General features: G+C 66.6%; 22 protein-coding genes. 8 read left to right on the forward strand and 14 right to left on the reverse strand.

The window, feature by feature from the left end:
• Window positions 1-4: 4 nt before the first annotated feature.
• A complete protein-coding gene (locus F3H87_RS10390) occupies window positions 5-1798 on the reverse strand; it encodes a PHA/PHB synthase family protein (protein WP_149788811.1) in 1794 nt (597 codons plus the stop codon).
• A gap of 125 nt (window positions 1799-1923) precedes the next feature.
• Between F3H87_RS10390 and phaZ the strand changes: the two genes are divergently transcribed.
• On the forward strand, window positions 1924-3186 hold the full coding sequence (phaZ, locus tag F3H87_RS10395) for a polyhydroxyalkanoate depolymerase (RefSeq protein WP_149788810.1): 1263 nt from the start codon (window positions 1924-1926) through the stop codon (window positions 3184-3186).
• A gap of 93 nt (window positions 3187-3279) precedes the next feature.
• Here the strand turns inward: phaZ and F3H87_RS10400 are convergent, their stop codons facing one another.
• The 5 genes from F3H87_RS10400 to F3H87_RS10420 are packed head-to-tail and all read right to left on the reverse strand — an operon-like array spanning window position 3280 to window position 7284.
• On the reverse strand, window positions 3280-3510 hold the full coding sequence (locus tag F3H87_RS10400; RefSeq protein WP_149788809.1) for a hypothetical protein: 231 nt from the start codon (window positions 3508-3510) through the stop codon (window positions 3280-3282).
• Window positions 3500-4987, reverse strand: coding sequence for a citrate lyase subunit alpha (locus F3H87_RS10405; RefSeq protein ID WP_149788808.1), 1488 nt, complete (start codon window positions 4985-4987; stop codon window positions 3500-3502). The genes F3H87_RS10400 and F3H87_RS10405 overlap by 11 nt, the downstream gene beginning before the upstream one ends.
• Complete coding sequence (locus tag F3H87_RS10410) at window positions 4984-5694, reverse strand: alpha/beta fold hydrolase (RefSeq protein WP_149788976.1); 711 nt, start codon at window positions 5692-5694, stop codon at window positions 4984-4986. The genes F3H87_RS10405 and F3H87_RS10410 overlap by 4 nt, the downstream gene beginning before the upstream one ends.
• A gap of 2 nt (window positions 5695-5696) precedes the next feature.
• A complete protein-coding gene (locus tag F3H87_RS10415) occupies window positions 5697-6458 on the reverse strand; it encodes an alpha/beta fold hydrolase (protein WP_149788807.1) in 762 nt (253 codons plus the stop codon).
• Between the two features lie 4 nt (window positions 6459-6462).
• On the reverse strand, window positions 6463-7284 hold the full coding sequence (locus tag F3H87_RS10420; RefSeq protein ID WP_149788806.1) for a creatininase family protein: 822 nt from the start codon (window positions 7282-7284) through the stop codon (window positions 6463-6465).
• Between the two features lie 274 nt (window positions 7285-7558).
• Here F3H87_RS10420 and thrS point away from each other — a divergent pair, with 274 nt between their 5' ends.
• From thrS to F3H87_RS10445, 5 genes are all read left to right on the forward strand, one after another.
• A complete protein-coding gene (gene thrS / locus F3H87_RS10425) occupies window positions 7559-9538 on the forward strand; it encodes a threonine--tRNA ligase (protein WP_149788805.1) in 1980 nt (659 codons plus the stop codon).
• Window positions 9539-9767: 229 nt separating this feature from the next.
• Window positions 9768-10058, forward strand: coding sequence for a BufA1 family periplasmic bufferin-type metallophore (locus F3H87_RS10430; protein WP_149788804.1), 291 nt, complete (start codon window positions 9768-9770; stop codon window positions 10056-10058).
• 64 nt (window positions 10059-10122) lie between these two features.
• Window positions 10123-10974 carry an MNIO family bufferin maturase gene (gene bufB, locus F3H87_RS10435; RefSeq protein WP_149788803.1) on the forward strand — a complete coding sequence of 284 codons (852 nt, stop codon included), beginning with the start codon at window positions 10123-10125 and terminating at the stop codon, window positions 10972-10974.
• On the forward strand, window positions 10971-11726 hold the full coding sequence (locus F3H87_RS10440) for an HvfC/BufC N-terminal domain-containing protein (RefSeq protein ID WP_149788802.1): 756 nt from the start codon (window positions 10971-10973) through the stop codon (window positions 11724-11726). The genes bufB and F3H87_RS10440 overlap by 4 nt, the downstream gene beginning before the upstream one ends.
• Entirely contained in the window at window positions 11723-12346 is a 624-nt protein-coding gene (locus tag F3H87_RS10445) for a DoxX family protein (RefSeq protein WP_149788801.1), read from the forward strand. Before F3H87_RS10440 ends, F3H87_RS10445 begins: the two co-directional genes overlap by 4 nt.
• Here the strand turns inward: F3H87_RS10445 and F3H87_RS10450 are convergent.
• Both F3H87_RS10450 and F3H87_RS10455 read right to left on the reverse strand, forming a co-directional pair.
• Window positions 12258-12626, reverse strand: coding sequence for a hypothetical protein (locus F3H87_RS10450; RefSeq protein ID WP_149788800.1), 369 nt, complete (start codon window positions 12624-12626; stop codon window positions 12258-12260). The genes F3H87_RS10445 and F3H87_RS10450 overlap by 89 nt on opposite strands.
• Window positions 12627-12648: 22 nt before the next feature.
• The gene (locus tag F3H87_RS10455; RefSeq protein ID WP_149788799.1) at window positions 12649-12963 is read right to left on the reverse strand and encodes an arsenate reductase family protein; all 315 of its coding nucleotides are present in this window, start codon (window positions 12961-12963) and stop codon (window positions 12649-12651) included.
• Between the two features lie 212 nt (window positions 12964-13175).
• Between F3H87_RS10455 and F3H87_RS10460 the strand changes: the two genes are divergently transcribed.
• Complete coding sequence (locus F3H87_RS10460) at window positions 13176-13382, forward strand: cold-shock protein (RefSeq protein ID WP_149788798.1); 207 nt, start codon at window positions 13176-13178, stop codon at window positions 13380-13382.
• Between the two features lie 58 nt (window positions 13383-13440).
• Here F3H87_RS10460 and F3H87_RS10465 read toward each other — a convergent pair whose 3' ends face one another.
• The 3 genes from F3H87_RS10465 to F3H87_RS10475 form a co-directional block, all read right to left on the reverse strand.
• A complete protein-coding gene (locus F3H87_RS10465; RefSeq protein WP_149788797.1) occupies window positions 13441-13725 on the reverse strand; it encodes a hypothetical protein in 285 nt (94 codons plus the stop codon).
• Between the two features lie 157 nt (window positions 13726-13882).
• A complete protein-coding gene (gene scpA / locus F3H87_RS10470; RefSeq protein ID WP_149788796.1) occupies window positions 13883-16009 on the reverse strand; it encodes a methylmalonyl-CoA mutase in 2127 nt (708 codons plus the stop codon).
• The gene (locus F3H87_RS10475; RefSeq protein WP_223228026.1) at window positions 15975-16985 is read right to left on the reverse strand and encodes a hypothetical protein; all 1011 of its coding nucleotides are present in this window, start codon (window positions 16983-16985) and stop codon (window positions 15975-15977) included. Before F3H87_RS10475 ends, scpA begins: the two co-directional genes overlap by 35 nt.
• 111 nt (window positions 16986-17096) lie before the next feature.
• On the opposite strand from F3H87_RS10475, the gene F3H87_RS10480 reads away from it, so the two are divergent.
• Window positions 17097-17549 carry a DUF4174 domain-containing protein gene (locus F3H87_RS10480; protein WP_149788795.1) on the forward strand — a complete coding sequence of 151 codons (453 nt, stop codon included), beginning with the start codon at window positions 17097-17099 and terminating at the stop codon, window positions 17547-17549.
• Between the two features lies 1 nt (window position 17550).
• Here the strand turns inward: F3H87_RS10480 and F3H87_RS10485 are convergent, their stop codons facing one another.
• The 3 genes from F3H87_RS10485 to F3H87_RS22085 form a co-directional block, all read right to left on the reverse strand.
• Window positions 17551-18093, reverse strand: coding sequence for a hypothetical protein (locus tag F3H87_RS10485; protein ID WP_149788794.1), 543 nt, complete (start codon window positions 18091-18093; stop codon window positions 17551-17553).
• Between the two features lie 48 nt (window positions 18094-18141).
• Window positions 18142-20187: an acetyl-CoA carboxylase biotin carboxylase subunit gene (locus F3H87_RS10490; protein WP_149788793.1), complete on the reverse strand. Its 2046-nt coding sequence runs from the start codon at window positions 20185-20187 to the stop codon at window positions 18142-18144.
• A gap of 123 nt (window positions 20188-20310) precedes the next feature.
• Window positions 20311-20439, reverse strand: a complete 129-nt coding sequence (locus F3H87_RS22085; protein ID WP_262974981.1) for a hypothetical protein — start codon at window positions 20437-20439, stop codon at window positions 20311-20313.
• Window positions 20440-20504 lie beyond the last annotated feature (65 nt).

Below are 20504 nucleotides of genomic sequence, written 5' to 3' on the forward strand. Positions count from 1 at the left end.
GAAACTAATATTTTTCCCCGCGCCGGACATAGGTGCCCGGGGCCGGGCACAGGGCGGGGTGCCCCGAATCACCGGGTTGCCGCGCCGGGACCATCTTGCCCGACCTTTTGGCAAGCCACTGACCCCAGCGCGGCCACCACGATCCCTCGTTGAACTTTGCCCCGGCCAGCCAGTCATCCGCCGGCAGGCTGAGATCGGTGTTGGTATAATGGCCGTACTTCTTCTTGCTGGGCGGGTTCACGATACCGGCGATATGGCCCGATTGGGAAACGACGACGGTCTTGTCCTTCGCGCCCATCTGCTGCGCGCCGCGATAGCTGTCCCTCCAGGGCGCGATGTGATCGGTCTCGCAGGCGACGACATAGAGGGGCACGTCCACGTCCTCCAGCGACAGCCGTTCGTTGCACAGCTCGATCCCGCCGGCGGCGAACTCGTTGCGCTGGCACAGGCCCCGCAGGTATTCGCGCGCCATCCGGCCCGGCAGGTTGGTGCCGTCGCCGTTCCAGTAGAGCAGGTCGAAGGCCGGCGGCGTCTCGCCCAGCATGTAGGAGCGGATCGCCGGGCCGTAGATCAGGTCGTTGGAGCGCAGGAAGGAAAAGGTGCGCGCCATGATGAAGCTGCGCAGATAGCCCTGCGCGGCGACCTCGTCCTCGATCCCGTCGATGAAATCGTCCTGCAGGAAGGGCGTGAATTCCCCCTGGTCCGAGAAATCGGTGAGCGTGGTAAAGAAGGTCGCCGATTTCACCGGCTTTTCGCCGCGATGCCTTAGCAGCGACAGCGTCAGCGCCAGCGTGGTGCCCGCGATGCAGTAGCCCACGGCGTTCACCTGCTTCTGGCCGGTGATCTTCCCGATCTCGCGGAAGGCGGCAAGATAGCCGTCCTCGATATAGTCGTCCAGGCCGACATCGCGATAGGTGGCGTCGGGATTGACCCAGCTGACCACGAACAGCGTATAGCCCTGTTCGGTGATCCACCGGATCAGGCTGTTTTCCGGCTTCAGGTCGAGGATGTAGAACTTGTTGATCCAGGGCGGAAAGATCACGATCGGCGTGGCATGGACCTGCGCGGTTCTGGGCGCGTACTGGATCAGTTCCATCATCCGGTTGCGATAGACCACCTGCCCCTCGGTCGTGGCGATGTTCTCGCCCAGCCGGAACGCGCCCTCGTCGACAAGCCGCACCAGCATCTCGCCGTTATTGGCCTCGAGGTCGGACACCAGGTTCTCAAGCCCCCGGACCAGGCTTTCGCCGTCGGTCTCGATCGCGCGTTCCAGCGCGTCGGGGTTGGTCGACAGGAAATTCGTCGGCGCCAGCATGTCGATGATCTGGTCCGAGAAATATTCCAGCCGCCTGCGCGCCACCGGGTCCAGGTCCTCGATTTCGGTGACGGCGTTGCGGATCGCCTCGGCGTTCAGCAGGTATTGCTGCTTGATGTAGTTGAAATAGGGATGCGTCTTCCATAGCGGGTTGGAGAACCGGCGATCCCCGGGCGTGTCGTCCTCGGGCGCCTCGAGCTTGCCATGCGCCAGCGCCTGCTGCGCCTCGAGGAAATGCTTGACCGACTTGCCCCAGTATTCGACCTGCTGCTCGAAGATGCGCGCGGGGTTGTGCATCAGCTCATGCCAGTATCCCTGCGTCGCCTTGACCATCAGGTCGGGGCCCGGGCCGTTCAGCGTGGGATTGGCGGGGTCGCGCCGCGACATCACCGCGATCAGGCGCTGGGACAGGTCTTCCACCTTTGCGAGATTCGCGTTGAGCCGTTCCAGATTTTCACCCGCGGCATCGTCTTTGGTTGTCATATCAACAAATTCCCCGTATCTTTGCTGCTATGCAGCATTTGGTCGCGGCACAGGGTCGCCATCTGCCTGCGGCGGAAGCGACCACTGATAACGGGCGAAATGCCCGCAACACGGAGAAACCGCATATGCGTTACCTGGCCACATATGATATCATGGAAACGATGCGCAATACGAACCAATGGTTGGGTGCCTCCGCCCTGTCTTTCGCATCCTACCCGGTTTTCAGCATGGTGCCAAACCCCGCGCTGCAATGGATGGCCGCCTGGGGCGAAGTGACCGAACGCACATTCCAGCGCATGGTGGTCAAGCCCGACTGGGGTATCCGCACCGTCACCTGCGAGGACGGCAAGGACCACCTGGTCAATATCGAAACGGTGGTCGAGAAACCCTTTGGCGACCTGATCCATTTCGATGTCGTGGGCCGCAGCGAACAGCCGCGCAAGATCCTGCTGGTTGCCCCGATGTCGGGGCATTACGCGACCCTGCTGCGGTCCACCGTGCAGTCGCTGATCGTGAATAACGAGGTCTATATCACCGACTGGCATAACGCGCGCGACATCCCGGCATCCGAGGGCAAGTTCGATGTCGAGGATTACACGCTCTACCTTGTCGATTTCATGAAACACCTCGGCCCCGACACCCATGTCATCGCCGTGTGCCAGCCCGCGCCGCTGACGCTGGCAGCCACCGCCTACCTGGCCGAGGAAGAGCCCGACGCCCAGCCGAACACCCTGACCCTGATCGGCGGGCCGATCGACCCTGATGCCACCCCCACCGACGTGACCGATTTCGGCAACCGCGTGACCATGGGCCAGCTCGAGGAGATGATGATCCAGCGCGTCGGCTTCAACTACAAGGGCGTCGGGCGCATGGTCTATCCCGGCCTGCTGCAGCTTGCCTCGTTCATGTCGATGAATGCCGACCGCCACTCCAAGGCGTTCCAGGACCAGATTTCCCGCGTGATGCGGGGGGATGCCTCGGACCACGACGCGCATAACCGGTTTTACGACGAATACCTTGCCGTGATGGACATGACCGCCGAATTCTACCTGTCCACGGTCGAGCGCATCTTCAAGAACCGCGAGATCGCGCGCAACGTCTTTACCGTCGCCGGCAAGCCGGTGGATATCGGCAAGATCACCCGGGTCGCGGTCAAGACGGTCGAGGGCGCGAATGACGACATCTCGGCCCCCGGCCAATGCGTCGCGGCGCTTGGCCTGTGCACCGGCCTGCCCGACAGCATGAAGGCCAGCCATGTGGAGCCCGGCGCGGGCCATTACGGCATCTTCGCGGGCAAAAGCTGGCGCAACAACATCCGCCCGCTGGTGCTGAACTTCATGAACGCCAACAGCGGCAAGCCCGCGAACCGCAACGCCGCCGCCCGGTAACCCCGGCCGGTCAGGCGCGCGCACCCTGCCCCTTCCTCTCTCTGGCAATATCCCGGGGGCGTGGGGGCAGCGCCCGCACCGGCGTCACGGCCGCTACTTCCAGCGGCCGCGCAGCCAGCGCCACAGCGGCACAACGTCCAGCGCCGCTATGGCCAGCCCCAGCGGGATCATCCAGAAGCCCACCACCGGCAGGAAGCCGAACACGCCGCCCGTCATCACCAGCAGCCCGACAACCAGCCGCAGGCCCGGCGGAATATGCCGGCGCGCCCAGATCTGGGTGCGCTGGCGCGTGCGCCGCAGGGTCTTGCGCCAGTCACCCGCCATCGTGGCCCCGCACAAGGTCGATCACGCTGCCGTCGCGGTATTCGCAAACCGCCACCACCGGCCCGTCCGTGACCGGCGGGGGCGGCAGGGGCAGGCCCGCGCGCATCTTTTCCAGCGTCAGCACGGGCAGGCCGGCGGCGCGGGCGCGGTCGGCCAGCCCGGCCCGGGCGGGGTTGATGGCGATGCCCGCCTCGGTCACCACCGCGTCGATGTCGCGGCCCGGCGTGGTGCGGCAGGCGACGCGGTCGACGATCCGGCTGAACCCGCGTGCCGCCCGGCGCGTCACGATGATGGTCAGGCCCGCCCCCGCCGCGCAATCGGCATGTCCGCCCGAGCCGCCAAGGATGGCGCCATCGCTGCCGGTCGTGACGTTCACGTTGAAATCCAGATCCACCTCGGCCGCGCCAAGGATCACCACGTCCAGCGCGTTCACCACGGCATCAGGCCGGTCGGGATGGGCGTAGTCGCTGGCCGACATGTCGCTGTGGCCGGGATCGTCGCGCAGGCTGTCGACCCCGGCAAGGTCGAAGCATTGCACGTCGCGCAGCACCGGGAACAGCCCGGCGCGGTGCAGCTCGACCAGCGGCGCGGTGATGCCGCCGCAGGCAAAGCCCCCGGTCACGCCCGCCTCGCGCATCGACGCGCCCAGCCGCGCCGCAACCGCCAGCGACACCGCGCCCGCCCCGGTCTGGAAATTGATCCCGTCGCGCACCGCGCCTGCGGCGGCGATCAGCCGCGTGGCCATGTCGGCGATGCGCAGCCCCCCGGGGTCTCGCGTGATCTGCGTGGTGCCCGACACGATCCCCGCCGCCGCGCCGATGCGCGGCAACACGACGATCTGATCGACCCGGTGGCCCGGTATCGCAGGCGCGACCGGCAACGCATCGACCAGGCAATCGGTCACCGCGATCACGTGGCGCGCATGGGCGGCGTCGGGCTCGGCATAGCCCATCGGCCCGAATGCCTCGTCCCCCAGCAACCCGGTCAGGTTGCCCGCGCGGTCGGCCATCGCCGCCGCGATCACCGCGATATCGGGCGCGGCCCGGCCGCTTTCCACGTCGCGCGCACGCCCGCCATGCGTTGTCAGGACCGCCGGTTTCGCCAGCGCCCCCTGCCCCAGCGCCCGCGCCACCGGCCCCGAGACATAGCCGGTGCGCAACCCCGTCACCGTGCCCCGCGCCATATGAGCGGCCATCGGCGCATGGACCGGAAAGACCGAACTAGGGCACAGCGTCAGATCGCCGGCGCCCAGCGCCTCTGCCGCGTCGAGCGTGGCGTTCAGCACCGCGTCGCCGTTGCGCAGGTGGTGATGAAAGGACAGCGCCTGCCCGTCCCGCAGACCGGCGGCGCGCAACGCAGCCGCCAGGTCGGGCGCAACGCTCAGCCCGGCAGCCTTTCGCGGCGCACGGGCGGGCCAGCGCGGCATCGCCATGCCGAAGGGCACAACCGGCCCATAGCCCGCCAGGTCGCCGCTCATTGCAGCACGAAGGGCTGCGCCAGCCAGCCGCGCAGCGCCCCGGTCACCGCCTCGGGGTTTTCCAGCGTCGGCAGGTGACCGGCCTCGTCGATGATCGCAAGCCCGGCATAGGGGATCAGCTCGGCCATGAAGCTGTGGCGCTTGGGCGGCGTCAGCCCGTCATGCGCGCCGCACAGCACCAGCGCGGGCACCTTGCAGCGGCGCAGCGTCGGCTGCTGGTCGCGGCGGCGTTGCAGCGCGCGAACCTGGCGGGTGAACACCTCGGGGCCGTGATCCGCGGCCATGCCCAGAAAGCGGTTCATCACCTCCATCCGCCCCGGCCCGGGCGCAAGGTAGTCGGGGCGCATCATGTCGCGCAGCGCCTCGTCCAGCCGCCCGGCGCGCGCCTTGATCAGCAGCGGCTCGTAGGCGCTGGCGCTTTGCGGGGTTTCCGCCAGCGGGTTGGTGTCCATCAGCGCGATGCGCGCCACCCGGTCGGGCGCGCGGCGCAGGATCTCCATCGCCACGATCCCGCCCATGCTCAGCCCCGCCAGCGCGAATTTGCGCGGCAGCGCATCCAGCAGGCCGCTGGCGATTTCCTCGATCCGCTCGCCGCCGCTGACCGGGGCAACCATCACCGGCCGCTCGCGCGACAGCGCGGTAAGCTGCGGCTCGAACAGGCGCGCGTCGCACATCATCCCCGGCAGGAAAACCAGCGGCTCGGCCATCGTCATGCGCCGCCCACCCGCGCCGTCACCTCGCCGATGGACTGCACGATCAGCCCCAGGCAATCGCTGTCGGAAAAGCGGTGATCCGCCCCGTCGACCAGCGTCAGCCGCATGTCCGGTCCCTGCGCGTGATCCAGCAGCCGCAGCGCCACCGACATCTCCACATCCTCGTCCGCCGTGCCCTGCAGGAACCGCACCGGGAACGGCAGGGGCAGCGCGTCGCGCAGGACCAGCCGGTCGCGCCCGTCCTCGATCAGCCTTTGGGTGATGACATAGGGCTCGTCCGAATACTCGCTGGGCAGCTCCACCCGCCCGTCGCGCGACAGCGCGGCGCGCTGCGCGTCGTCGAACCCCGCCCACATCGAATCCTCGGTGAAATCGGGGGCGGCGGCGATGGTGACAAGGCCGGCCACCCGTTCCGGCATGTCGCGGCAGACCAGCAGCGAAATCCATCCGCCCATGGACGAGCCGACAAGGATCTGCGGTGCCTCGGTCAGCTCGGCGATGACCGCCATCGCATCCGCGGCCCAGTCGCCGATGCACCCGTCCTCGAATGCGCCGCTGCTCTGGCCGTGGCCGGAATAGTCGAAGCGCAGGAAGGCCCGGCCCGCCGCGCGCGCCCAGTCTTCCAGGTGCAGGGCCTTGGTGCCCTCCATGTCGGATTTGAACCCGCCCAGGAACACCACGCCCGGCCCGTGGCCCTCGGTCTTGTGATAGGCGATGCGCCGTCCCTGCGGCGTCGTCAGATAGCTCGGTCCGGTCATCGTCTCACTCTTTGCGAAAATCCACGCCCTGCGTACCGGCACCGCGCAGATCCCGCGGCGCTTCCCACGTCGCGGGGTCGGTAATCAGCGCCGCCACCGCCTCGGCCCCGGCCTGCAACAGCCGCTCGCCCTTGTCCGCGCTGGACCGCGCCGGGTTCCCCGCCAGCCCGTTGGCCGTCATCTGGGTGAAGGGCCGCCAGCGATAGCCCGTCTTGCCGGCCTTGAGGAAACTGGCACCGCTGTCGCGGCCCATCTGCGCGATATCCGCCAGCCCGGATGTGTCGACCAGATCGCCCTCGCAGGCCATCATCATGGATGTCTCGCCCTCGCCCGCATGCATGATCTGGTCCTGGTCCTCGAGGATTTCGCCATAGGCCCCGGCTGCCTCCATCGGGTAGGTGACGAAGACCAGCGTGGCGTCCACCTGCGGGGCGAGTTCGTCGATGATCTGCTGGCAGGCGACGATATTGCCGCCGTGGCTGTTGGAGATCACGATATCGTGGAACCCCAGCCGCACCAGCGAGTCGATCAGGTCGGTCAGGATTGCGCGGAACGTGGCGTGGCTGACGGTCAGCGTGCCGCCGAAGGGCATGTGATGCTCGCTCAGCCCCGACCAGACCACCGGCGCCACCACGACGGGCCGGGTGCCCCAGGCGATGCGCGCCGCGCGGTGGGCGATCTCGTATCCCAGCCTTGTGTCGGTCATCGTCGGCAGGTGCGGCCCGTGCTGCTCGATCGAGGCGACGGGCAGGATCACCACCGCGTTATCCTCGGCCAGCCTGCGCAGCTCATGCGCCTTCAGGCGCGCCCAGTCGGTTTCCGGCATGTGTTACCCTCCATTTTCGCCCCATACTGCACGGGCAGGCAGCGGGTGCAATCACCGACTGCCCGGCCCCCGCCGCAGCGGCACACCCCCGCTTCATCGTTCCGGCAAATACTCCGGGGGGACGCCCGGAACGGGCGGCGGGGGCAGAGCCCCCTTCGCACGCCCGCGGGGCCCGGCCCGCTTGACTTTGCCCCGGCAGCGCGGCAGAAGCAGCCCACACCATAACCCGCAACCGGGCGTTCCGTGGGCGCCAAACCGACGAGGAGCCAACCGTATGGCACAGATCACCCTCACCTTCCCCGATGGCAATTCGCGCGCAGTCGACGCCGGGATCACCCCCGCCGAAGTGGCCGCCGATATTTCCAAGTCGCTTTCGAAAAAGGCCATCAGCGCCACCGTGAACGGCCGGCACTGGGATCTGCAATGGCCGATCGACGCCGATGCCACCATCGCCATCAACACCATGCAGGATACCGCCCCCGCGCTGGAGCTGATCCGCCACGACCTTGCGCATATCATGGCGCGCGCCGTGCAGGAGATCTGGCCCGACGTGAAGGTCACGATCGGCCCGGTGATCGAGAACGGCTGGTATTACGATTTCGACCGGGACGAGCCCTTTACCCCCGAGGATCTGGGCGCCATCGAAAAGAAGATGCGCGAGATCATCAACAAGCGCGATCCCGTCACCACCGAGGTCTGGGAACGCGACCGCGCCATCAAGTATTACGAGGCCAATAACGAGCCCTACAAGGTCGAGCTGATCGAGGCGATCCCCGGCAGCGATCCGATCCGCATGTACTGGCACGGCCACTGGCAGGACCTGTGCCGCGGCCCGCATTTGCAGCATACCGGCCAGGTGCCGGCGGACGCCTTCAAGCTGATGAGCGTCGCGGGCGCCTATTGGCGCGGCGACAGCAGCCGCCAGATGCTGCAGCGGATCTATGGCGTGGCGTTCCAGAACAAGGAACAGCTCAAGGCGCATCTGCACATGCTGGAAGAGGCCGCCAAGCGCGACCACCGAAAGCTGGGCCGCGAGATGGACCTGTTCCACATGCAGGAAGAGGCCCCCGGACAGGTGTTCTGGCACCCCAACGGCTGGACGATCTACACCACGCTGCAGGATTACATGCGCCGCAAGCAACGCGCCGGCGGCTATAACGAGATCAACACCCCGCAGGTCGTCGACCGCAAGCTGTGGGAGGCCTCGGGCCACTGGGAGAAATACCAGCACCACATGTTCATCGTCGAGGTCGACGAAAGCCGCGACGGTGAAAACGACGACGCCAGCGCGAAGAACAAGGACCAGACCCGGATCAACGCGCTGAAGCCGATGAACTGCCCGTGCCACGTGCAGGTCTATAACCAGGGCCTGAAATCCTATCGCGACCTGCCGCTGCGGCTGGCCGAATTCGGATCCTGTGCGCGGTTCGAACCCTCGGGCGCGCTGCACGGCATCATGCGGGTGCGCGGCTTTACCCAGGACGACGCGCATATCTTCTGCACCGAGGACCAGATCCAGCAGGAATGCGCGCGCTTCATCGACTTCCTCGCCGATGTCTATCGCGAGCTTGGGTTCCCCGAGTTCGAGATCCGTTTCGCCACCCGCCCCGAAAAGCGGGTGGGCACCGACGAAAGCTGGGATTACGTCGAGGGCGCGCTGGAAAACGCGATCAAGGCGGTCGGGCGCGACTATACGCTGGAGCCGGGCGACGGTGCGTTCTACGGGCCCAAGCTGGATTTCTACCTGACCGACGCGATCGGCCGGGTCTGGCAATGCGGCACCTTCCAGGTCGATCCGAACCTGCCCGAACGGCTGGGCGCCAGCTATATCGGGGCCGATGGCGAACGCCACCGCCCGTTCATGCTGCACCGTGCCTGCCTTGGTTCGTTCGAACGCTTCATCGGCATCCTGATCGAGAACTGGGAGGGCAAGTTGCCCTTCTGGCTGGCCCCGCGCCAGGTGGTCGTGGCATCCATCGTGTCGGACGCGGATGATTATTGCCGCGAAGTGGTGGCCGCGCTGAACGCCGCGGGCATCCGGGCCGAGGCCGATTTGCGCAACGAAAAGATCAACTACAAGATCCGCGAACATTCGGTCGGCAAGGTGCCGGTGATCCTGGCCTGCGGCATGAAAGAGATCGAGGAACGCACCGTATCCGTCCGGCGGCTGGGTGAGCAGAAGACTTCTGTAACATCGCTGGATGAGATCGTGAGCACGCTTGCCAAAGAGGCAACCGCGCCCGATCTTTTGTAACAAACCGTGCCATTCCGTCGCGGCCCGTCGGTAACATTGCCGGCGGGCCTCGTCATGCCTGGCGGTAAGCCTTTGATTTCGGACAATTCTGTTTCCCGAACCGCATCACGCAGCGTGACGCGGCCGTGATGCACGGCCCTGTGAGTGGCCTGTGACGCCCCCCTGCTGGCAGCCTTTCAGCACCACCGCTCCGGTGGCTTGTCAAGACATCCAGATAGGGAGAGAACCCATGTCGACCACCCTGAAAACCGCCGCCCTCGTGGGCGCCGTCGCCAGCGCCATCGCCGCCCACGGCACCGCCGCCAGCGCGATGGAAAAGGAAAAATGCTTCGGCGTCAGCCTGGCAGGCCAGAACGATTGCGCCGCCGGCCCCGGCACCACCTGCGCCGGCACCTCGACCGTCGATTACCAGGGCAATGCCTGGTCGCTGGTCGATGCGGGCACCTGCACCGGGATCGACCTGCCCGGCGACCGCATGGGCAGCCTTGAACCGCTGGACCGCGACCTGCCGCAAACCTGATGCGCGCCCCGGGGATGGAGGGCCCGCGCCCTCCGTCCCGCCTTGCCTGCCGGAGGATTTCCAGATGTTCGATACCCCGCACGTCCCCCTGCCCGCCAAGCCCGGCATCGGCTACAAGCCGCAGCATTTCGCCGCGATCCTGGACGACCCCGGCGCGGTCGGCTGGCTGGAAATCCATGCCGAGAATTACATGGGCGCCGGCGGGCGCCCCATCGCGCAGCTGCGGCAATTGTCCGAGCGGTTTCCCGTATCCGTCCACGGTGTCGGTCTGTCCATCGGGGGCGAGGGACGGCTCGACCCCGATCACCTTGCGCGGCTGCGCCAGTTATGCGGCTGGCTGAACCCCGCCAGCTTTTCCGAACACCTGGCATGGTCGACCCATGACAGCGCGTTTTTCAACGACCTGCTGCCCTTGCCCTATACCAATGCCACGCTGGCCCGCGTCTGCGCCCATATCGACGAGCTGCAAGAGGTGCTGGGCCGGCGAATGTTGCTGGAAAACCCCTCGTCCTACCTTGCCTTCGCCGAGTCGAGTTGGGACGAACCCGCCTTCCTGGCCGAGATCGCCCGGCGCACCGGCTGCGGGCTGCTGCTGGACGTGAACAACGTCTTCGTGTCGGCCACCAACCTGGGCTACGATCCGCGCCGCTATGTCGGGGATTTCGCGCTGGACGCGGTCGGTGAGATCCACCTGGGCGGCCATGACGAGGATCACGACGATCACGGCGCGCCCCTGCTGATCGACAGCCACGGGGCCGAAGTGGCCGATCCGGTCTGGGCGCTGCTGGATCACACCCTTGCCCTGTCGGGTCCGCGCCCGGTGCTGATCGAATGGGACACCGACGTGCCCGACTGGCCGGTGCTGGAGGCCGAAGCCGCCCGCGCCGCCGCGGCGCTGGCGCGGGTGGCGGCATGACCGGGCTGGTCGCCGATTTCCTGCCCGCGCTGCGCGATGCGGCCCGGCCCGCGCCCGATGGCGTGACCGATGGCGCGGGTCGTCCCGCCGGGCGGCGGTTCGATGTCTATCGCAACAACGTGGCGGTATCGCTGATCGCGGCGCTGGAAACCGGCTTTCCCGCCCTCCGCAGCCTGATCGGGCCGGAAAATTTCCGCCATGTCGCGCGCCGCTTTGCCGCCGGTCATCCCCCTGCCTCGCCCCTGATGATGTATTACGGACAGGGCTTTCCCGCGTTCCTGGCCAAGCTCGGGGCGCTGGCGCATATCCCCTACCTGCCCGATGTGGCGCGGCTGGAGCTTGCGCTGCGCGACAGCTATCACGCCGCCGATCACGTGGCCCTGACGCCCGACGCGCTGGCCGCGATCCCGCCTGAACGGCTGGAACACACCCGGCTGGCGCCTGCCCCCTCGGTGCGCCTGCTGCGCAGCGACTGGCCGGTCAGCGCGATCCGGGCCTTTGCGATACGCGACGATGCGCCAAAGCCTGCGGGCGGTGGGCAGGATGTGGCGGTGCTGCGCCGCGGGTTCGACCCCGAACCCGTCACCCTGCCGGCGGGCGGTCATGCCTTTCTGCGCGCGTTGCAGGCGGGCGAGCCGCTGGGCAAGGCCACCGAACTGGGCGCACGGGCCGCACCGGATTTCGATCCCGGTGCGCTGCTGGGCCTGCTTCTGGCGCATGACGCGCTTTGCCAACCGGAGGAACGGCAATGACGGCCATCCTGACGCTCTACACCCGCCTGACCATGCCGCTGGCGCGGCTGGACGCCGGGTTGCCACTGCTGGCGCGGGTCCTGTTCGCGGCGATCCTGCTGCCCTATTTCTGGGCCTCGGGGCTGACCAAGCTGGGCGATGGCCTGACGGGGTTGTTCCAGCCTCCGGTCGGGGCCTATGCGCAGATCTTTCCCCGCGCGATGGAGGCTGCAGGCTATGACATAAGCCAGCTTTCGGCATGGCACAGCCTTGTCGTGCTGGCGGGCACCTGGGCGGAATTCCTGCTGCCGGCGCTGGTGCTGCTGGGGCTGTTCACCCGCGCGGCGGCGCTGGGAATGATCGGCTTCATCCTCGTGCAGAGTCTGACCGATCTTTACGGGCATGGCGGTATCGCCCACGCGCAAACGCTGGGCGCGTGGTTCGACAGGATGCCGGACGGCGTGATCCTGGACCAGCGCGCGCTGTGGATTTTCCTGCTGCTCGTGCCGGCGATCAAGGGCGCCGGCGGTCTGTCGCTGGATACGGTCTTGTTCAGAAATGCGCCTTCGGCTCGTCCGGTTTCCCGGCCGCAATCGCCAGAATCCCGCCCAGCAGGCAAAAGCCCAGCGGGAACATCGTGAAGACGTTGAAACCGAAGGCGACGTAAAGCCCCGCCGCCGCGACCAGCATCAGCGCCCCGCCCCACAGCGCCCGCACCTTGGCCATCGCGCCCCCGGCGATGGCGAGCAGCGGCGCGGCAAAGCTGACCGCGCGGATCAGCTCGCGGTTGGCGATGGGGCCGAAGATGTCCTCGACCTCGGCATAGCGGGCGGCGGCCTCGGTATAGCCGAAGCTGAAAAACCCCACCAGCATGGCGAACAGCCCGCCGATGATACCCAGAACCAGTGCCGCGTTACGCATATCCCGCCTTTCCGGCTGCGCGTTACATCAGCGCCGCCTGAACATCCTTGCCCCAGCCGAGATAGAGGCTGCCGTCGCCGGTTTCAATCAGCGGCCGCTTCATCAGGCTGGGGTGGTCGGCCAGCAGCTCAAGCTCGGGCCGGTCGCGTTCGGACTGCCCAAGATTTCGCCAGGTGGTCGAGCGGCGGTTTACCAGTTCGGCACCAAACCGCGCATGCGCGCGCGCCAGCAGCGCGGCGGGCATCGGCGTTGCGCGGATATCCACCAGTTCCGCATCCGGCAACGATTTCAACGCCTTGCGACATGTATCGCAATTTTTCAGACCGTATATGCGCATCTCTGCATCCTTTCGTGAGGGAAAATTTCCGATGACCTGCCGGGCAAAACCGACTCAGGTTTTGCTTGTATTTTACAAAACTGGTGCAATCCTGATCGGTGCAAAACGTGTTTCAGCGACTGCTCCGGCATGATGCCGGGCGGCTGAATATCGCTATGCATGGCCCGGACGATCCGGGTTGAACAGGGAAGAAGCAAAAGGAGACACGGGACATGCCTACCGGCACCGTGAAATGGTTCAATACCACCAAGGGATACGGTTTCATTGCGCCTGACGAGGGTGGAAAAGACGTTTTCGTACATATTTCGGCCGTGGAACGGTCGGGCCTGACCGGGCTTGCCGACAACCAGAAGGTCGGCTTTGAACTGAAAGAGGGCCGGGACGGTCGCATGATGGCAAGCGACCTTACCCTGATTTGATCACGCGACCAGATGGCGGGGCGCGCAGCCCTTGCGCCGGCGCGCGCCCTGTCATGGCTTATTCGTAAAAGCAGCCCTTTTCGCCGGCCGGGCAGACCAGCCGGCGATCGCTGCGCCTGACCGCCTTGCGATATCCCGCCGGGTGCGCCTGCATCTGCGCATGGCTGATCGTCTGGTTCGGGACACCGCAAGAGATCACCCCCTCCCACACGACCGGCTGCAACCCGCTTGGGCAATGGTTTTCCCGGCTGTCGTAGGGAAAGAGCCTGGCATCCATGGCCGAGGCCGGGGCGGCAATGGCCATCGTGACGGCGGTGGCGGCAAGAACCGAGGTGATTTTCATGGCGGGACCCTTTGCACTGTCCGGTCGCGGGACCGGGTTATAACCGTCTTTTCAGGCTATTGGCGGACGGTGTTCCGGTCAATCCTCTGGGTGTGGCGGGCGCGCGGCAACAACTGCGCGCGCCCGGAACCTTGCAGCGGCGAAACCGCCGCCGCGGTCAGCCGCGCGCCTCGCGGATCAGGCGCAGGATGCCCTGCGCGGCCTCGGGGATGTTGGTGCCCGGGCCAAAGATCGCCTTGACCCCGGCCTTTTTCAGGAACTCGTAATCCTGCTGCGGGATCACCCCGCCGCAGATCACGATGATGTCGCCGGCATCCTTTTCGCGCAGCGCGTCGATCAGTTGCGGCGCCAGCGTCTTGTGGCCCGCCGCCTGGGACGAGATGCCCACCACATGCACATCGTTGTCGATGGCGTCCTGCGCGGCCTCTTCCGGGGTCTGGAACAGCGGGCCCACATCCACGTCGAAACCGATATCGGCAAAGGCGGTGGCGATCACCTTGGCGCCCCGGTCATGGCCGTCCTGCCCCATCTTGACCACCAGCATACGCGGGCGGCGGCCTTCTTCCTCGGCGAAATCGTCGACCGCCTTCTGGATCGCGGCAAAGCCCTCGTCGCCCTCGTAGGCGGCGCCATAGACACCGGCCAGCGTTTTCACCTCGGCGCGGTGGCGGCCGAATTCCTTTTCCATCGCCATGCTGATTTCCCCCACGGATGCACGTGCGCGCGCGGCCTCGACCGCCGCGTCCAACAGGTTGCCGCCCTCTTTCGCGCGGCGGGTCAGTTCATCGAGCGCAGCCCGGCAGGCGGCCTCGTCCCGGCTGTCGCGGACCTTCTCCAACCGCGCGATCTGGCTTTCGCGCACCTTGACGTTGTCGATATCCAGGATGTCGATCGGGTCTTCCTTGTCCTTGCGGTACTTGTTGACGCCGACGATCACCTCTTCGCCGCGGTCGATCCTGGCCTGCCGTGTGGCGGCCGATTCCTCGATCCGCAGCTTGGGCATACCACTGGCCACGGCCTTGGTCATGCCACCCATTTCCTCGACCTCTTCCATCAGCGCCCAGGCCTTTTCGACCAGTTCGGCGGTCAGCGCCTCGACATAGTAAGAGCCCGCCAGCGGATCGACCACGTTGGTCACGCCGGTTTCCTCCTGCAGGATCAGCTGGGTGTTGCGCGCGATCCGGGCCGAGAATTCGGTCGGCAGGGCGATCGCCTCGTCCAGCGCGTTGGTGTGCAGCGACTGGGTGCCGCCCAGCACCGCGCTCATCGCCTCGTAGGCGGTGCGGATCACGTTGTTGTAAGGGTCCTGCTCCTGCAGCGACACGCCCGAGGTCTGGCAGTGGGTGCGCAGCATCTTGGACCGCTCGTTCCGGGCGTCGAAATCCGTCATCACCCGGTGCCACAGCGTGCGCGCGGCGCGCAGCTTGGCCGCCTCCATGAAGAAATTCATGCCGATGGCGAAAAAGAACGACAGCCGCCCGGCGAACTTGTCCACGTCCATCCCCGCCTCGATCGCGGCGCGCACGTATTCGCGCCCGTCCGCCAGGGTATAGGCCAGCTCCTGCACAAGGTTCGCGCCGGCCTCCTGCATGTGGTAGCCGGAGATCGAAATACTGTTGAATTTCGGCATGTTGTCCGAGGTATAGCCGATGATGTCGGAAATGATCCGCATCGACGGCTCGGGCGGGTAGATATAGGTGTTGCGGACCATGAACTCCTTGAGGATGTCGTTCTGGATCGTGCCCGACAGCAGCGATCTGTCATGGCCCTGCTCTTCGCCCGTGACGATGAAACTGGCCAGGATCGGGATCACCGCGCCGTTCATCGTCATCGAGACCGAGACCTGGTCCAGCGGGATGCCGTCGAACAGGATCTTCATGTCCTCGACGCTGTCGATGGCCACGCCCGCCTTGCCCACGTCGCCCAGCACGCGGGGGTGGTCGCTGTCATAGCCGCGATGGGTGGCCAGGTCGAAGGCGACGGAAACGCCCTGCTGCCCGGCGGCAAGCGCCTTGCGATAAAAGGCGTTCGATTCCTCGGCGGTGGAAAAGCCGGCATATTGCCGGATCGTCCAGGGCCGGCCGGCATACATCGTGGCCTTGACACCACGGGTGAACGGGCCGAACCCCGGCAGGCTGCCCATATGCGGCAGGCCCTCGACATCCTCGGCGGTATAGAGCGGCTGAACCCCGATACCTTCCAGCGTGTTCCAGGTCAGATCCTCCAGCGGGCGGCCGCGGAGTTCCTTTTCAGCCAGCTTGCGCCACTCGTCCTTGGTGGTCATGTGCGTGTCCTCTTTCTGTTTGGCCCGGATCGGGGGTTATCCCCTCTGGTCCGGGCGTTTTCTCGGTCATCAATGTGGCCAGGCCATCGGCCCCGGCGGCCAGCCAGGCCAGATCGCCGGCATATCGCTGTCGCAGTTGCGCGGATTGCGCGCCGCTGAACGGGGCGAAAGGGCCGTCGCCCGCGGCCAGGTGCCGCGCATCGCGCCCCGCATCGGCCAGCGCGGCGCGCAGCTGCGGCAGGCGGGGGGCTGCATTCAGGCGCTGGCGGGCATGGGCGGCGGGCGCGTCCGCCAGCGGCATCATCCGCGCGAAACGGCGCTCCGGCACGGCGCCATAAACCTCGTGCGGCATCACGTACAGCGGCAGGCCGGGCAGCGCGCAGGCGATATCTGCGATCACCTCGCGCCAGCCGCGCGCGCTGTCCGTCAGCGCCTGCAGGCGATGCGGCCCCGGCAGCGGGTGGCCGCGCGCCGCCGTCATCGCAATGAGCGAGGCCCAGTAGGCATCCGGGCAGCGGACCGACAGAACCGCGCGCGACAGGTTGCCCCCGAACGCCGCGGCCAGGCGTGCCACGCGCTCCCCCGCGGCGGGGTAGAGGCGGCCGGCACGGATACCGGCGCGCGGCGTGCCGATGATATTCTCATCCGACACGATCAACTGGCGGGTGCCCCTGGCGACCTCGGCCTCCAGCGCCAGCGCGATCCGCCCCCCGGCCCGAAGCGGCCCGCCGGTCAGGGGCTGCGGCAGCTGTCCGGGCCAGATACCGGCAAACAGCCCGTTGCGGGTGCGGCGCGGGTCCCAGACCGCGATGCCCTGCCCCGCCAGCGCTGCGGCATTGTCGCGCAGGTAGGTCTGAAAACTGGTCGAGGCAGTGCGATGCGCCCCGAGATGCAGAATGACGTCCATGGCCTTGCGCACCCGGTTGAGGGCCACCTGCCAAAGCGGGCGGCGGGATATGACAGCGGTCGCCATCATCCCTGCCGCTCCGTGACCAGGGGCTTAAAGGGCGCATTTGGCCGAAGTTTCACGAAAAACCTATTCGCATCCCCCCGGCGCCTTCCTATATCTTGGCAGACAGGAGTTCGCATGAAACACGTCTTAGCCCTTGGGATCGCACTATTTTTCGCCCTGCCCGCCACGGCGCAGGAGGCCGCCGATACAGCGCCCGAACTGCCGCTTCTGTCCTCGGAAGGGGTGGAATTGAGCCAATTCCTGTGGGTTTCACGGCCGGTCATCGTCTTTGCCGACAGCCCCAACGACCCGCGATATGTCGAACAGATGCGGCTGCTGCGCCAGGACCCCGGGCCGCTGCTGTATCGCGATGTGGTGGTGCTGACCGATACCAGCCCCGAGGCGCGTTCGCCGCTGCGGCGCGAATTGAATCCGCGCGGGTTTTCGCTGGTCATCATCAGCAAGGACGGCGTGTCGCGCATCCGCAAGCCGCTGCCCTGGGACGTGCGCGAGATCACCCGCTCGATCGACAAGATGCCGATCCGGCAGCAGGAAATCCGCGAGATGAACAGCCGCGAGGCAGGCTGAACTAGCTGCCCGCGCGCAGGAACACCGCAAGGCGCGATCCGAAATCCAGAAAAACGACGGCGTTTTCCCCCGGATCGTAGACCGTGACCGCCCCCTGCGCCGTCAACAGGCGCTGCACGCCGCGCGCCACCGCGTCGCTCATGCAGGCGCGGGCGCCCGTCACGCTGGCCAGCATCCCCAACCCGGTATGCAGATCCGCCGACATCACCCCCTGCGCCACCGCGTCGGGGCTGGTCCGCGTGTCGGCAAAGGCCACGGCACGGCCCTGCCGCAACAGCGCGATCCCCTGCCGCAGGTCGTAGACCCGTCGCGCGGCGGGGCGCAGCGCGGCCATATCCAGCTGGAACACCGCGACCGTGCAGGCCCGCGTCGACGAGAAATAGGTGCCCTCCGCCGGCCAGGTCCAGCCCGCCACATAGCTGCGCGCGCTGCCCGGTTCGTCCAGCGCGCAGGCCGCAAGCGCGGCCAGCGCCAGTGTCATCGTCCAGATACGCGCCATGAACGCCATGCGGATCGCCCCCGAACCAGGTTCGGGGCGCAGCATGGGGCAAAACCCCTTTCCGTATGGTTACGGCGCGCAGGGTCATGGGGGTTATTCGAACTCCATGATCACATCGTCCACCGCCAGGCTGTCGCCCGGGCCCGCGTTGATCCTGGCGACGACGCCCTTGCGCTCGGCGCGCAGGATGTTTTCCATCTTCATCGCCTCGACGGTGCACAGCGCCTGCCCCTCCTGCACCTCCTGACCCTCTTCCACATCGACCTTCACGATCAGGCCGGGCATCGGACAAAGCAGCAGCTTCGAGGTGTCGGGCGGCAGTTTCTCGGGCATCAGGCGGGCCAGCTCGGCCTGGCGCGGCGTGCGCACATGCACCTTGAGATCGGCGCCCCGGCTGCGGATGCGGAACCCGCCCGAGATCTTGCCGACCTTCATCACCAGCGCGACCCCGTCCACCTGCATGTCGGCGATCTGGTCGCCCGGCGTCCAGTCGCCGGTCACGCGGTGGCTGTTGCCGTCGGCAAAGGTGATCGTCGCGCCGTCGCGGTCGGCGGCGATCTTCAGGTCGTAGGACTGGCCCTGAAGGCTGACATTCCAGTCCTCGCCCACATGGCGTTCGTGGTTGTCCATCCGGCCCGACACGCGGGCGCGGCGGATTTCGGCCACGCGATGCATCGCCGCACAACAGGTCGCGATGCGGCGCAGCGCGTCCTCGGACAGCCCGACCCCTTCGAACCCGTCGGGATATTCCTCGGCGATGAAGGCCGTGGTCATGTCGCCCGACACGAATTTCGGGTGGTCCATCACCGCGCTCAGGAACGGCAGGTTATGCCCGATCCCTTCGACCTCGAACCGGTCGAGCGCGACGCGCATCGCCTCCAGCGCCTCGGCGCGGGTGGGCGCCCAGGTGCAGAGCTTGGCGATCATCGGGTCGTAATACATGCTGATCTCGCCGCCCTCGTAGACGCCGGTATCGTTGCGCACGGCCGTTTCGCCGGCAGGCGCATCGCCCTGCCACTTGGCCGTATCCAGCAGCGGGCCGGCGGCCACCTCCATCGGCGGGCGATAGCGCGTCAGACGGCCGATCGAGGGCAGGAAGTTGCGATAGGGGTCTTCGGCGTAAAGACGGCTTTCCAGCGCCCAGCCGTTCAGTTGCACATCGTCCTGCGTGATCGACAGCTTTTCGCCCGCCGCGACGCGGATCATCTGTTCCACAAGATCGACGCCGGTGATCAGCTCGGTCACCGGGTGTTCCACCTGAAGGCGGGTGTTCATTTCGAGGAAATAGAAATTCTTGTCGCCATCGACGATGAATTCCACCGTGCCCGCGCTGGCATAGCCCACCGCCTTGGCCAGCGCCACGGCCTGCTCGCCCATCGCGCGGCGGGTCGCCTCGTCCAGGAAGGGGCTGGGCGCCTCTTCGATCACCTTCTGGTTGCGGCGCTGGATCGAGCATTCGCGCTCCCCAAGGTAGACGCCGTTGCCGTGGCCGTCGCACAGCACCTGGATCTCGATATGGCGGGGTTGCGTCACGAATTTTTCGATGAAGATACGGTCATCCCCGAAAGAGTTCGCCGCCTCGTTTTTCGAGCTTTGGAACCCCTCGCGGCATTCCTCGTCGTTCCAGGCGATGCGCATCCCCTTGCCGCCGCCGCCGGCGCTGGCCTTGATCATCACCGGATAGCCGATTTCGCCCGAAATCCGCACCGCGTCATCGGCGCTGTCGATCAGGCCCATGTAACCCGGAACGGTGCTGACGCCGGCCTCTTGCGCGATCTTCTTGCTGGTGATCTTGTCGCCCATCGCCTCGATCGCCTTCACCGGCGGGCCGACAAAGGCGACGCCCGCCGCTTCCAGCGCCTCGGCGAATTTCGCGTTCTCGGACAGGAAACCATAGCCGGGGTGCACCGCCTCGGCGCCCGAGCCCTTGATCGCCGCCATCACCTTGTCGATCACGATATAGGACTGGTTCGCCGGGGGCGGGCCGATATGCACCGCCTCGTCCGCCATTTCGACATGCAGGGCGTTCTTGTCGGCATCCGAATAGATGGCCACGGTCTTGATGCCCATCTTGCGGGCGGTCTTGATCACGCGGCAGGCGATTTCGCCCCGGTTGGCAATCAGGATCTTGTTGAACATGCGCTGTCCCTTTTCCTTATGATTCAAAACACGAAAAAGCGCCGGCCGCCCCGGGGCGGTCGACGCTGTTTCGCGTGTGGTTCGGTTGATGGCAGACCGGCGCCCCCGCAGGGGCGCGCGGCGTCAGTCCAGCCCCAGCAGCGGCGCGTGGGACGGGCTGAAATAGAATCGGCTGGATGTTTCGGGCTGTGCCGAACACCCTGCAATCACCGCGATGATGCCCATCGCGGCCAGGAATTTCACGGTTTTCATGCTCGATGCCTCGGTTTTTTACTTCAGGCTTTGATTGTGAGCATACCGAAAACAGCGCGTTCCCG

Source organism: Lutimaribacter pacificus, from assembly GCF_900142185.1.
GTDB lineage: Bacteria > Pseudomonadota > Alphaproteobacteria > Rhodobacterales > Rhodobacteraceae > Lutimaribacter > Lutimaribacter pacificus.

Coding starts and splice junctions, on each gene's coding strand:
- F3H87_RS10390 (WP_149788811.1), bottom strand. CDS start 1,798: ATGACAACCAAAGACGATGCCGCGGGTGAAAATCTGGAACGGCTCAAC.
- phaZ (WP_149788810.1), top strand. CDS start 1,924: ATGCGTTACCTGGCCACATATGATATCATGGAAACGATGCGCAATACG.
- F3H87_RS10400 (WP_149788809.1), bottom strand. CDS start 3,510: ATGGCGGGTGACTGGCGCAAGACCCTGCGGCGCACGCGCCAGCGCACC.
- F3H87_RS10405 (WP_149788808.1), bottom strand. CDS start 4,987: ATGAGCGGCGACCTGGCGGGCTATGGGCCGGTTGTGCCCTTCGGCATG.
- F3H87_RS10410 (WP_149788976.1), bottom strand. CDS start 5,694: ATGGCCGAGCCGCTGGTTTTCCTGCCGGGGATGATGTGCGACGCGCGC.
- F3H87_RS10415 (WP_149788807.1), bottom strand. CDS start 6,458: ATGACCGGACCGAGCTATCTGACGACGCCGCAGGGACGGCGCATCGCC.
- F3H87_RS10420 (WP_149788806.1), bottom strand. CDS start 7,284: ATGCCGGAAACCGACTGGGCGCGCCTGAAGGCGCATGAGCTGCGCAGG.
- thrS (WP_149788805.1), top strand. CDS start 7,559: ATGGCACAGATCACCCTCACCTTCCCCGATGGCAATTCGCGCGCAGTC.
- F3H87_RS10430 (WP_149788804.1), top strand. CDS start 9,768: ATGTCGACCACCCTGAAAACCGCCGCCCTCGTGGGCGCCGTCGCCAGC.
- bufB (WP_149788803.1), top strand. CDS start 10,123: ATGTTCGATACCCCGCACGTCCCCCTGCCCGCCAAGCCCGGCATCGGC.
- F3H87_RS10440 (WP_149788802.1), top strand. CDS start 10,971: ATGACCGGGCTGGTCGCCGATTTCCTGCCCGCGCTGCGCGATGCGGCC.
- F3H87_RS10445 (WP_149788801.1), top strand. CDS start 11,723: ATGACGGCCATCCTGACGCTCTACACCCGCCTGACCATGCCGCTGGCG.
- F3H87_RS10450 (WP_149788800.1), bottom strand. CDS start 12,626: ATGCGTAACGCGGCACTGGTTCTGGGTATCATCGGCGGGCTGTTCGCC.
- F3H87_RS10455 (WP_149788799.1), bottom strand. CDS start 12,963: ATGCGCATATACGGTCTGAAAAATTGCGATACATGTCGCAAGGCGTTG.
- F3H87_RS10460 (WP_149788798.1), top strand. CDS start 13,176: ATGCCTACCGGCACCGTGAAATGGTTCAATACCACCAAGGGATACGGT.
- F3H87_RS10465 (WP_149788797.1), bottom strand. CDS start 13,725: ATGAAAATCACCTCGGTTCTTGCCGCCACCGCCGTCACGATGGCCATT.
- scpA (WP_149788796.1), bottom strand. CDS start 16,009: ATGACCACCAAGGACGAGTGGCGCAAGCTGGCTGAAAAGGAACTCCGC.
- F3H87_RS10475 (WP_223228026.1), bottom strand. CDS start 16,985: ATGATGGCGACCGCTGTCATATCCCGCCGCCCGCTTTGGCAGGTGGCC.
- F3H87_RS10480 (WP_149788795.1), top strand. CDS start 17,097: ATGAAACACGTCTTAGCCCTTGGGATCGCACTATTTTTCGCCCTGCCC.
- F3H87_RS10485 (WP_149788794.1), bottom strand. CDS start 18,093: ATGCTGCGCCCCGAACCTGGTTCGGGGGCGATCCGCATGGCGTTCATG.
- F3H87_RS10490 (WP_149788793.1), bottom strand. CDS start 20,187: ATGTTCAACAAGATCCTGATTGCCAACCGGGGCGAAATCGCCTGCCGC.
- F3H87_RS22085 (WP_262974981.1), bottom strand. CDS start 20,439: ATGAAAACCGTGAAATTCCTGGCCGCGATGGGCATCATCGCGGTGATT.